General features: G+C 72.6%; 11 protein-coding genes. 2 read left to right on the top strand and 9 right to left on the bottom strand.

What is annotated here, in order from left to right:
- Positions 1 to 368: 368 nt before the first annotated feature.
- The gene (tyrS, locus tag ACWEMJ_RS22145) at positions 369 to 1,634 is read right to left on the bottom strand and encodes a tyrosine--tRNA ligase (protein WP_452138812.1); all 1,266 of its coding nucleotides are present in this window, start codon (positions 1,632 to 1,634) and stop codon (positions 369 to 371) included.
- Positions 1,635 to 1,849: 215 nt separating this feature from the next.
- On the opposite strand from tyrS, the gene ACWEMJ_RS22140 reads away from it, so the two are divergent.
- Positions 1,850 to 2,359: an HNH endonuclease gene (locus ACWEMJ_RS22140; RefSeq protein WP_452138811.1), complete on the top strand. Its 510-nt coding sequence runs from the start codon at positions 1,850 to 1,852 to the stop codon at positions 2,357 to 2,359.
- A gap of 98 nt (positions 2,360 to 2,457) precedes the next feature.
- On the opposite strand, the gene ACWEMJ_RS22135 is transcribed toward ACWEMJ_RS22140, so the two are convergent.
- From ACWEMJ_RS22135 to ACWEMJ_RS22110, 6 genes are all read right to left on the bottom strand, one after another.
- A complete protein-coding gene (locus ACWEMJ_RS22135; protein WP_452138810.1) occupies positions 2,458 to 4,410 on the bottom strand; it encodes an outer membrane protein assembly factor BamB family protein in 1,953 nt (650 codons plus the stop codon).
- Positions 4,411 to 4,498: 88 nt separating this feature from the next.
- On the bottom strand, positions 4,499 to 4,795 hold the full coding sequence (locus ACWEMJ_RS22130) for a 4a-hydroxytetrahydrobiopterin dehydratase (protein WP_452138809.1): 297 nt from the start codon (positions 4,793 to 4,795) through the stop codon (positions 4,499 to 4,501).
- A gap of 52 nt (positions 4,796 to 4,847) precedes the next feature.
- Positions 4,848 to 5,615 (bottom strand): sulfite exporter TauE/SafE family protein, encoded by a 768-nt coding sequence (locus tag ACWEMJ_RS22125; RefSeq protein ID WP_452138808.1) that lies wholly within the window; start codon positions 5,613 to 5,615, stop codon positions 4,848 to 4,850.
- Positions 5,616 to 5,762: 147 nt separating this feature from the next.
- A complete protein-coding gene (locus ACWEMJ_RS22120; protein WP_452138814.1) occupies positions 5,763 to 6,779 on the bottom strand; it encodes an SPFH domain-containing protein in 1,017 nt (338 codons plus the stop codon).
- Between the two features lie 25 nt (positions 6,780 to 6,804).
- Positions 6,805 to 7,218 carry an NfeD family protein gene (locus ACWEMJ_RS22115; protein ID WP_452138813.1) on the bottom strand — a complete coding sequence of 138 codons (414 nt, stop codon included), beginning with the start codon at positions 7,216 to 7,218 and terminating at the stop codon, positions 6,805 to 6,807.
- A 120-nt stretch (positions 7,219 to 7,338) separates the two neighbouring features.
- Complete coding sequence (locus tag ACWEMJ_RS22110; protein ID WP_452138807.1) at positions 7,339 to 8,130, bottom strand: ABC transporter ATP-binding protein; 792 nt, start codon at positions 8,128 to 8,130, stop codon at positions 7,339 to 7,341.
- 132 nt (positions 8,131 to 8,262) lie between these two features.
- Here ACWEMJ_RS22110 and ACWEMJ_RS22105 point away from each other — a divergent pair, with 132 nt between their 5' ends.
- Entirely contained in the window at positions 8,263 to 9,060 is a 798-nt protein-coding gene (locus tag ACWEMJ_RS22105; RefSeq protein ID WP_452138806.1) for a hypothetical protein, read from the top strand.
- Between the two features lies 1 nt (position 9,061).
- Here the strand turns inward: ACWEMJ_RS22105 and ACWEMJ_RS22100 are convergent, their stop codons facing one another.
- Both ACWEMJ_RS22100 and ACWEMJ_RS22095 read right to left on the bottom strand, forming a co-directional pair.
- Positions 9,062 to 9,706, bottom strand: coding sequence for a response regulator (locus ACWEMJ_RS22100; protein WP_452138805.1), 645 nt, complete (start codon positions 9,704 to 9,706; stop codon positions 9,062 to 9,064).
- Positions 9,699 to 10,838, bottom strand: a complete 1,140-nt coding sequence (locus ACWEMJ_RS22095; RefSeq protein WP_452138804.1) for a GAF domain-containing sensor histidine kinase — start codon at positions 10,836 to 10,838, stop codon at positions 9,699 to 9,701. The genes ACWEMJ_RS22100 and ACWEMJ_RS22095 overlap by 8 nt, the downstream gene beginning before the upstream one ends.
- Positions 10,839 to 10,842 lie beyond the last annotated feature (4 nt).

Genomic DNA, 10,842 nt, shown 5'->3' with positions numbered 1-10,842 from the left:
TCCTTCGAGCGGCCTTCCGACCAGCCCTCCGGGCGCTTCGTTCTTTCGTGTTTCCAGCTTATCAGATGTTTTCCGCTCCGTTTTCCGGAGTTTCATTCGATCCGATTCGCTTTCGCCTTTCGGCGCTCCCGAACTCTAGCAGAGTTATTCGGTCCGCATTTCCACTCAGACTTTCGAATGGACGCGCGACCAAGTCGCTCATCAGGATTTGGGGGGCCGCCTCCCGGTCACGTCCGGTTCAGGCGACTCGGACTACGGTAGGTCACCACAACGGCCGAGTCAAACCTCGAAGGGCCGGATCTGGCTGGATCCGGCCCTTCGACGTGTGTACCGCAGGTCAACTGCGGTGCAGTTCAAGCCAACCGCGCTCAGGCGCCGGCGAGTTCGACCGCGGCCAGGTTGCGCTTTCCGCGGCGGAGGACGAGCCAGCGGCCGTGCAGCAGGTCGTCGGTGGTGGCGACGGCCTCCTCGTCGGTGACCTTGGCGTTGTTGAGGTACGCGCCGCCCTCCTTGATGGTGCGGCGGGCGCCGGAGCGGCTGGGGGCCAGGCCGGATTCGACCAGCAGGTCGACGAGCTGGCCGAGTTCGGTGACGGTGGCCTTGGGGACCTCGGCGAGGGCGGCGGCCAGGGTGGCGGGTTCGAGGTCGGCGAGGTCGCCCTGGCCGAAGAGGGCCTTGGAGGCGGCGACGGCGCGCTCGTACTGCTCGGCGCCGTGGACGAGGGTGGTGAGCTCCTCGGCGAGGGCGCGCTGGGCGAGGCGGGCGGCGGGGCGTTCGGCGGTGTCGCGCTCCAGCTGCTCGATCTCCTCGCGACTGCGGAAGGAGAAGATGCGCAGGAACTTGGCGACGTCCCGGTCGTCCGCGTTCAGCCAGAACTGGTAGAAGGCGTAGGGGGTGGTGAGTTCGGGGTCGAGCCAGACGGTGCCGGACTCGGTCTTGCCGAACTTGGTGCCGTCGGCCTTGGTGATCAGCGGGGTGGCGAGGGCGTGCACGGAGCGGCTCTCGGCCTTGCGGATCAGGTCGGTGCCGGCGGTGAGGTTGCCCCACTGGTCGCTGCCGCCGGTCTGCAGGGTGCAGCCGTAGCGGCGGTTGAGCTCCAGGTAGTCCATGCCCTGCAGGATCTGGTAGCTGAACTCGGTGTAGCTGATGCCCGCGTCGGAGTTGAGGCGCCGGGCCACCGCCTCCTTGGCGATCATGTTGTTGACCCGGAAGTACTTGCCGACGTCGCGGAGCAGGCTGATCGCCGACATTCCGGACGTCCAGTCCAGGTTGTTGACCATGCGCGCGGCAAACTCGCCCTCGAAGTCGAGGAAGCGCGAGACCTGGCCGCGCAGGCGCTCGACCCAGCCGGCCACCGTCTCGGGGTCGTTGAGGACGCGCTCGGCGGTGGGCTTGGGGTCGCCGATCAGGCCGGTGGCGCCGCCGACCAGGCCGAGCGGGAGGTTGCCGGCCTGCTGGATGCGGCGCATGGTCAGGATCTGGACCAGGTTGCCGAGGTGCAGGCTGGGCGCGGTCGGGTCGAAGCCGCAATAGAACGTGACCGGGCCGTCCGCGAACGCCTTGCGCAGTGCGTCCTCGTCAGTGGACAGGGCGATCAGCCCGCGCCACTGCAGCTCGTCGACGATGTCGGTCACGGTCCCGCGTCTCCTTCGGTCGTGGGTCCGGCGCGGTGCGGCCCGGTGGGTCGCGCGCCTGGACGGGTCCAGCGGGGTAGAGCCTACGCGGTCGCGGCCTGCGGGTTCGGGGACAGGTCGGTGGGTGGGACGGAAATTCCGTTGTTCGGGGCGGGGCGGGCCTTCACAGTGGTGCCACCGCCGACCGGCGGAGCGAGCACCGGAGGTGGCCCGTCATGCGCAACACCCTTGTCCTGAACGCGAGCTACGAACCGCTGACCACGGTGCCGCTGCGCCGTGCGGTGGTGCTGGTCCTGCAGGACAAGGCGGTGGTCGAGCAGGCGCATCCGCTGCGGGTGGTGCGCGGCTCGGGGGTGCAGGTGCCGGTGCCGCGGGTGATCAGGCTGACCAGGTACGTGCGGGTGCCGTTCCGACAACAGGCTCCGTGGTCGCGGCGGGGCGTGCTGGCCCGGGACCAGCACCGGTGCGCGTACTGCGGGCGGCGGGCCACCACCGTGGACCACCTGGTGCCCCGCTCGCGCGGTGGTGCGGACAGCTGGCTGAACACCGTCGCGGCCTGCGCGGAGGACAACCAGCTCAAGGCGGACCGGACGCCCGAGCAGGCCGGGATGCGGCTGCTGCGCCGACCGTTCGAACCGACGCCGGAGGCGACGTTGATGCTCGCGCTCGGGCTGCGGGCGGGTGAGCTGGGGGAGCTCGCCGCCTGGCTGCCGGCGGGCGCGTGAAAGGCCGACGGGCCCGACCTGATCAGGGGACAGGTCGGGCCCGTCGTCGTACGGGCTGAAAACCGGGCGGAGAACCGGGCGGAGAGCCGGGCAGTCGGTCAGCTCTTGCTGGTGAAGCCGGTGGCGATGCCGAAGTTGGCGGCGTGCTCGGGGACGGCGACCACGTGCCCGGCGGCGGTGAGGACCCGGCCGGCCGACAGCAGCGAGCCGGTGCCCTGCGGGAAGGCCCCGCCCTGGGTCTCCTGGCCGCCGGCCAGCGCGAAGCGGCTGAGGTGCGCGGGCTGGTCGGCGCGCTCGTCGACGGCGACCAGCAGGCCGCTGCTGTCGACGCCCGCCGGGTGCGCCTTGCCCTTCTCGGCGATGGGGGTGTGCCACTGCTGCTTGCCGGTGCCCAGGTCGTAGGCCGCGATCCCGCCGGGGTTGCCGCCGCCCTCGGGGACGATCGCGGCGAACATGGTGCTGCCCTGGAAGAACACGCCGGGGACGGCGGCGAAGCTGCCGCGCGCGACGTCCAGGCGGCCGCCGCCCTCGACGGCGAGCTGGATCTCCACCCCGGGGTCGCCCTCCGCGCCCCAGGCGAACACCCGGTCGTCGGACGGCTGGTTGCCGGTGGTGAGCACCACGGCGGGCTCGGCGGAGAGCACCGTGACGGTCTTCGGCTGGTTGTTGAGGCCGCGCCAGTACTTGACCTTGCCGTCCGAGGTGTTCAGGACGACGGCCTGGTCGCCGGGCGTGGAGTCCGCGCAGTTGCTGTGCAGCACCACGGTGTTGGCGCCCGCGCTGCCGGAGAGGCTGCAGAACTTGCCCTGGCCGGTGTACTGCCAGGCCTCGGCGCCGTCGTTGGCGGACCAGGCGGAGGCCTTGTCGTCGCCGACCGCGATCACCTTGTCGTCGGTGACGGCGACGTGGGTGGCGTACTTCTCCTTGGCGTCGGACAGCGTCTTGGACCAGGTGATCTTCCCGGCCTTGGTGTCCACGGCGGCGGCGATGGTGCACGCGCTGTTCGGGTCGGCGCTGACGCGGTAGGCGACGGCGCCGAGGCCGGCGGAGTTGACGCCCGGCGACATCCCGCACGGGACGGCGTTGTCGGCGGGCGCGGACAGCGACCAGCCGGGCTTGCCGTCGGCGAGGTTGTAGGCGTGCACGCCGGTGGCGTCGGCGCGGACCACGGAGTCGGCGAGCAGCCAGCTGCCGACCAGGGTGTCGTCGGGGCCCTGGGCTGCTCCGGCGGCCGGGTCGCCGGCGGTCCAGGCCTTGGTGTGCGCGACGGCGATGTTCTGGGCGGCGCCCTGGCTGCCCTTGCCGGCGGCCTGGTCGCCGCTGTCGTCGTCGGAGGTGGCGAGCACGGCCGCGGTGGCCAGCACGGCGAGGGCGGCGACGCCGGCGCCTATCCGGATGGCGAGGCCGCGCTTGCTGGGCGCGCCGGGCCCGGAGGTGACGGCGGCGCGGGCCCGGGCGGCCATCCCGCCGGCCGGCCGTTCGGCCGCGTCCTCGTCAACGGCCGTGGCCGCGGCGGTGGTTGAGGCACCGGGCGCGAACGGGTCGGCGTCGCTGGTCTGCGGGTAGTCGGCGGCGGTGGCCGGGGCCGGATCGGCGGCGGGCTGCTGCTGCTCGAAGGTGTGCGGCGTCAGCGGCGTCACCGCCTCGGGCTGCGCGAACGGGTCCGCCGGGGCGTACAGCTGCTGGGCGGCCGGGTCGGCGTACCCCTCGGGCTGCTGGTAGCCGTAGGCCTGCTGGTCGGCGTAGAGCGGCTGCTGACCGTACGTCTGCTGGTCGCCCCAGCCGGACTGCTGACCGTACGCCTGCGCGTACTCCTGCGGCTGGTAGCCCTGGTCGGGGCGGCCGTAGAGCTGCTGCTGGGCGGCCGGGTCGGCGTACCCCTCGGGCTGCTGGTAGCCGTAGGCCTGCTGCTGCTCGGCGTAGGCCTGCTGCTCGCCGTTGACCGGCTGCTGCTGCCCGTACGCCTGCTGCTGGTCGCCGTAGGACGGCTGCGGCTGCGGGTACCAGGGCTGCTGCTGGTCGTACCCGGGGGTCGAAGGTTCCTGAGCCATGCGTTCCGTCCGTCCCGACTGCGGTCTGGCAAGCAGCCAGCATCTCACGCCCCGGGGACGGGTTTTGGCCGGGGCTTCGCGCGATCGGTCAGGCGGCGGCGTCGAGGGCCTGGTCGATCAGGTGGGCGAGGGTGAAGTCGAGGCCGGTCAGGCCGCCCGCGCTGTGGGTGCTGAGGACGAAGGTGAGGGTGCGCCAGCGGATGTCGATGTCGGGGTGGTGGTCGAGGGCCTCGGCCTGTTCGGCGACGGCGTCGACCACCCGGATCGCGGTGGGGAAGCTCGCGGTCTCGGCGGTGCGGGTGAGGGACTCGCCGGCGCGGGTCCAGTGCGGGAGGTCGGCGAGGGCGGCGGTGATCTGGTCCTCGGTGAGGCGGGTGCGGCTCATGGCGTTCTCCGTCCGGGTGCTGCGGCGGCTGTCGGGCCGAGCCTACGACGGCTCAGAGGAACAGCAGCTTGGTGACGGCGGCGAGTCCGACCAGGACGATCAGGGTGCGCAGCGCGACCGGCGGCAGGCGGCGGCCGACCTTGGCGCCGAGCATGCCGCCGAGGGTGGAGCCGACGGCGATCAGCAGGGCGGCGGTCCAGTCGACGGTGGAGGTGAGGACGAAGAAGACCGCGGCGACGCCGTTGACGATCAGCGCGAGGACGTTCTTGATGCCGTTGATCGTCTGCAGGCCGTCGGGGAGCAGCATGCCCATCAGGGCGAGCAGCAGGACGCCCTGGGCGGCGCCGAAGTAGCCGCCGTAGACGCCGGTGAGGGCGATCAGCAGGAGCAGCAGCGGTCCGCCGTCGGTGGCGGGCGGCAGGGTGCCGGCGGCGCGGCGGGCGGCCATCGCGCGGGCGACCCGGGGTTGTACGACGACGAGCACCAGGGCGGTGAGGATGAGGACGGGGACGATGGCGTCGAAGGCCTTGCCGGGGAGGACGATCAGCAGGGCGGCGCCGACGAGTCCGCCGATGAGCGAGGCGGTGCCGTAGCGGAGCAGGCGGCGGCCCTGGCCGGCGAGTTCGGCGCGGTAGCCGATGGCGCCGGCGAGCGAGCCGGGGGCCAGGCCGAGGGTGTTGGAGACGTTGGCGGTGACGGGGGGCAGGCCGATGGCGAGCAGGACGGGGAAGGTGATCAGGGTGCCGGAGCCGACGATGGCGTTGATGGTGCCGGCGGCGGTGCCGGCGAGCAGGACGGCGAGGCCTTCCCAGAGTGTCATCTGCTTTCCCCTTGATCGCTGCTGTCGGGCCGGTCGATCATGCCGGAGCGCCGCGGCCTTTGGCCAGGGGCGTCCGGATTCCGGCACCGTCCCAACACGCGTGCAGGCCCCGCCCGTTGGGGGGCGGGGCCTGCACGGCGGGGCCGACTACTCGTCGATCTTCGGGTACTCGCGGGTGGGCTCGACGCGCGGGCGGAGGTTCTTGTGCTCGGTGTCCACCGGGCGCGGGGCGTTGGCCGGGTCGACCGGGACGCGGGCGGCGGTCGGCGGGACGACGGGGGCGGCGGGGGCCGCGCCGTTGCCGCCGCCGGCCATGCCCTGGAAGGCGCCGCCGAGGCCCTTGAGGGCGTCGCCGACCTCGCTGGGGATGATCCACAGCTTGTTGGAGTCGCCCTGGGCGAGCTGCGGCAGCGTCTGCAGGTACTGGTAGGCGAGCAGCTTCTGGTCGGCGTCGCCCTCGTGGATGGCCTCGAAGACGGTGCGGATCGCGGCGGCCTCACCGTCGGCCTTCAGCACGGCGGCCTGGGCCTCGCCCTCGGCGGCCAGCACGGCGGCCTGCTTCTCACCCTCGGCGCGCAGGATCTGGGCCTGCCGGGCGCCTTCGGCGGTGAGGATGGCGGCGCGCTTGTCGCGGTCGGCGCGCATCTGCTTCTCCATCGAGTCCTGGATGGAGGTCGGCGGCTCGATGGCCTTGAGCTCGACCCGGTTGACCCGGATGCCCCAGCGGCCGGTGGCCTCGTCGAGGACGCCGCGCAGGCCGGCGTTGATGACCTCGCGGGAGGTCAGGGTGGATTCGAGGTCCATCGAGCCGATGATGTTGCGCAGCGTGGTGACGGTGAGCTGCTCGATGGCCTGGATGTAGCTGGCCACCTCGTAGGTCGCGGCCCGGGGGTCGGTCACCTGGTAGTAGATGACGGTGTCGATGTTGACGACCAGGTTGTCCGAGGTGATGACCGGCTGCGGCGGGAACGGGACGACCTGCTCGCGCAGGTCGATCCGGTTGCGGATGGTGTCGATGAACGGCACCACGATGTTCAGGCCGGCGCTGAGGGTGCGGGTGTAACGGCCGAAGCGCTCCACGATCGCGGCGCTGGCCTGCGGAATCACCTGGATCGTCTTGATCAGGGCGATGAAGGCCACCACGACCAGGACGATCAGCACGATGAGGACGGGTTCCAACGCTTCTCCCCTAGACGACCAGGGCGGTCGCGCCCTGGATTTCGACGACGTCGACCTGCTGGCCGGGTTCGAAGACCGATCCCGGGTGGAGCGCGCGGGCGGACCAGATCTCGCCGTTGAGCTTGATCCGGCCGCCCTCCCCTCCGTCGACTGTTTCCTGTACGACTGCGGTGGCGCCGGTCAGCGCCTCCACGCCCGTGCGGTAGCGCGGGCCCTGCTTCAACTGGCGGTAGGCGATGGGGCGTACGAACAGCAGGAGTGCCGCCGACACTCCGACGAACACCAGGAACTGCGGAACCACGCCGCCGCCCACGCCGGCCGTCAGGGCGGCCGCGCCGGCGCCGACCGCGAACATGGCGAATTCGGGCATCGCGGTCACCACCAGCGGAATGCCCAGGCCCACTGCGAGCAGCAGCCACCAGATCCAGCCGTCCACGCGTCCATCCTAGGGAAGTTCGAGCTCTTCAGGCGTAGCTTCCCGCAGGTGGGGGTGCGGAAACCGGCCAGGTGTGCGACCGGTTCCCGCTTGGTCCGGATTCGGCCGTCAGCCGAGCGGCAGGCCCTGCGCCGTCCAGCGGTCGCCGCGCTGCTCCAGGGTCAGCGGCAGGCCGAAGCAGTGCGAGAGGTTGCGGGCGGTGAGCGTGGTCTCGATCGGACCGGCCGTCATGATCTTTCCCTGGCGGATCATCAGCACGTGGGTCATGCCGGGGACGATCTCCTCGACGTGGTGGGTGACCATCACCATGGACGGCGCGTACTCGTCCTGGGCGAGGGCGGCGAGGCGGCGCACCAGGTCCTCGCGGCCGCCGAGGTCGAGGCCGGCGGCGGGCTCGTCCAGCAGCAGCAGTTCGGGGTCGGTCATCAGGGCGCGGGCGATCAGCGTGCGCTTGCGCTCGCCCTCGGAGAGGGTGCCGAACTTGCGGTCGGTGAAGCCGGCCATGCCGAGGCGGTCGAGCAGCGCCAGGGCGCGGGCCTCGTCGGGCCGGTCGTAGGTCTCCTTGCCGTGCACGGTCAGACCCCAGGCGGCGGTCAGCACGCTCTCCAGTACGGTCTGGTTGCCCGGCAGCTTGTCGAACATGGCGGCGGAGGCGAGGCCGATCCGGGCCCGCTGCTCGAACACGTCGATCTGGTCGAGCTTCTCGCCGAGCACGACGGCCTGCCCCGAGGTCGGGAACAGGTAGGCGCCGGCGATCTGCAGGAGCGTCGTCTTGCCCGCGCCGTTGGGGCCGAGCACCACCCAGCGCTCGCCCTCCTTGACCGTCCAGGACACGTGATCGACGAGTGCGCGCCCCTCCCGGACCACGGAAACGTCCACCAGCTCCAGCACGTCGCTCATGCCTACGCCTTCCCCAAATGCAAGAATCCGGCCGTCCGTGGAACCTGCGCGAAGGTCCTCGGGGTGCGGTCCAACCTGTGTCAGGCCAAACCTACGCCACCCGCCCGGCCCCGTTGTCCGTAGGCTGGTCCGATGCTCGCGACTCCTGCCGACAATCCGTATCAAGAGCCTCGTTCGGGGCGGCTCACCGCCTGGGGCAACGCGCTGCTGGCCGGTGCCTGCTCCCCCGACGACGCCGCCACCGCCGTCCAGGGCATCGACGACGCCCACCGGGTGACCGGCCTGCCCGGCGACGAACCGGACGCGCTGCACGGCCTCACCTGGGCGCTGGGGAAGCTGCGGGTGCTGGGCGCGAAGGGCCTGCGGCTGGCGCTGCCGGTGGCCGGGCACCCGCTGGGGCTGACCGGCCCGCCGGCGTTCAACGCGCTGGCGCTGGGCGCGGGGGAGGCCGTCCTGGCGGTGGGCGTGCCGTACGGGCTGGTGCCGGAGGTCGAGGTGTACGGCCCGGAGGGCGACCAGGGCGTGCGGGTGCTGTGGCAGTGCCTGCCGGTCAACGACGCGCTGCCCGCGGACGTGCCCTCGCTGGACGAGGCGGAGCGCGAGCTCGCGGACGGCCTGCGGCAGGCCACCGTCATGCTGACCCGGCTGGACGTGGCCGGGGCCGGACCGGAGACGCTGCGCGCCCTGGAGGGCTTCCGCCGGCGCGGCCACCAGGAGCTGCTCGCGCCGGGCTACCCGCAGCGCGCGGTGCGGGTGCTGGAGTCGGCCCGGCAGGTGTCGGCGCTGCTGGGGATCGCGGCGGGCGGCCACGGCGCGGCGGTGTCCGCCTCGGAGATGGCCACCCGCCGGGAGATCCTCGCCCCGCTGGACCGCACCGCCCGGCGGGCGCAGGTGGCGGCGTACAACGCGATCGTGGACGAGCGGGGCTGACTCAGCCCTGGTTGCGGACCGCCCACAGCGCCGCCTGGGTGCGGTCCGCGACGTCCAGCTTCATCAAAATGTTCGAAACATGTGTTTTCACGGTCTTTTCGGACAGATGCAGCGCCCGGGCGATCTCCCGGTTGGAGCGGCCGTCGGCGAGGTGCGAGAGGACTTCGCGCTCGCGGTCGGTGAGGCTGCCGCCGCGCCCCTGCGGGGGCGCGGGGGCGTCCTCGGCGAGCAGGGCGGCGGCGAGTTCCGGCTGGAGCAGGACGTGGCCGGCGTGCACCGAGCGGATCGCGCCAGCCAGCGCCTCGGGGTCGACGTCCTTGTACACGTAGCCGGCGGCGCCGGCCCGCAGCGCCGGGACCATGGTGCGGTGCTCGGTGAAGCTGGTGACGATCAGCACTTTGGCGGGATTGCCCTGTTCGCGCAGCAGCCGCAGCGCCTCGATGCCGTCCACCCGGGGCATCTTGAGGTCCATCAGCACCACGTCGGGGGCGAGCTCGCCGGCCCGCTCCACCGCCTCGGCGCCGTCGGCGGCCTCGCCGACCACCTCGATGTCGTCCTGCACCTCCAGGAAGGTGCGCAGGCCGCGCCGGACCACCTGGTGGTCGTCCACCAGCAGGACGCGGATCGGTGACACGGTGTCAGGCACCGGGGACCTCCAGTTCGACCAGGGTGCCCCGGCCCGGGGCGGAATCCAGGGTGAGCCGGCCGCCGACGGCCGAGGCCCGGTCGCGCATCGACACCAGGCCGAGGTGGCGGCCCTCCCGGCGGACCGACTCGGGGTCGAAGCCCCGGCCGTCGTCGGCGACGGACAGCTTCGCGCCCCGGCCGGGGGTGCCGGTCAGGGTGACGGTGACGGTCCTCGCCTGGGCGTGCCGCAGCGCGTTGTGCAGCGCCTCCTGAGCGACCCGCAGCACCGCCGCCTCCTGCCCGGCGGGCAGCGCGCGGACCCCGGTGGCGGTGAACCGCACGCTGGCGCTGTGCGCCCGGTCCAGCACCTGGGTCTGCGAGGCGAGGGTGGCGACCAGGCCGTCCTCCTCCAGCGCGGCGGGGCGCAACTCGACCACCACTGCGCGCAGTTCGTCGGCGGCCTCGGCGGCCAGCCGGGCCACCTCGGCGAGGTTGTCGCGGGCCCGGGCCGGGTCGCGGTCGACGAGTGTGGCGGCGGCGCGGGCGGTGAGGCGCAGCGAGAAGAGCTTCTGCGAGACGGCGTCGTGCAGGTCGTGGGCGATCCGGGCGCGTTCGCCGGACAGGGTGAGTTCGCGGCTGCGCTCGTACAGCCGGGCGTTGCCGAGCGCGAGGGCGGCGTGCGCGACCAGGATGCGCAGCAGGGCCTCGTCGTGCTCGGTGAAGCCGCCGGGCTTGTTGGCCAGGTACAGGGCCCCGGCGATCTCGCCCTCGTCGAGGATCGGCATGCCGATGAAGTCGGTCATGTCGGGGTGCGCCTCGGGCCAGCCGCCGAAGTCGGGCGCGGTGTGGACGTCCCGCAGCCTGGTCGGTTCGCGGTCGTGCAGCATCGAGGCGAGGACGCCGTGCTGGCGGGGCAGCGGGCCGATGGCCTGCCACTGTTCGTCGCTGACGCCGTCCACCACGAACTGGGCGAACCCGCCGTGGTCGTCGGGCAGTCCGAGCGCGGCGTACTCGGCGCCGAGCAGGGTGCGGGCGGAGGCGGTGATGCGGCGCAGCACCTCGCGGACTTCGAGCGGCCGGCTCATCGCCAGTACGGCGGCGCTGACCGCCTCGATTCCCTCCAGCGAGGGGTCGCACCCGGGGCTTTCCATGCGG

It is taken from the genome of Kitasatospora sp. NPDC004531 (assembly GCF_053602195.1).
This window is presented reverse-complemented; position numbering and strand designations above follow the sequence as displayed.

Coding starts and splice junctions, on each gene's coding strand:
- ACWEMJ_RS22140 (WP_452138811.1), top strand. CDS start 1,850: ATGCGCAACACCCTTGTCCTGAACGCGAGCTACGAACCGCTGACCACG.
- ACWEMJ_RS22105 (WP_452138806.1), top strand. CDS start 8,263: ATGCTCGCGACTCCTGCCGACAATCCGTATCAAGAGCCTCGTTCGGGG.
- ACWEMJ_RS22135 (WP_452138810.1), bottom strand. CDS start 4,410: ATGGCTCAGGAACCTTCGACCCCCGGGTACGACCAGCAGCAGCCCTGG.
- ACWEMJ_RS22125 (WP_452138808.1), bottom strand. CDS start 5,615: ATGACACTCTGGGAAGGCCTCGCCGTCCTGCTCGCCGGCACCGCCGCC.
- ACWEMJ_RS22095 (WP_452138804.1), bottom strand. CDS start 10,838: ATGGAAAGCCCCGGGTGCGACCCCTCGCTGGAGGGAATCGAGGCGGTC.
- ACWEMJ_RS22130 (WP_452138809.1), bottom strand. CDS start 4,795: ATGAGCCGCACCCGCCTCACCGAGGACCAGATCACCGCCGCCCTCGCC.
- ACWEMJ_RS22110 (WP_452138807.1), bottom strand. CDS start 8,130: ATGAGCGACGTGCTGGAGCTGGTGGACGTTTCCGTGGTCCGGGAGGGG.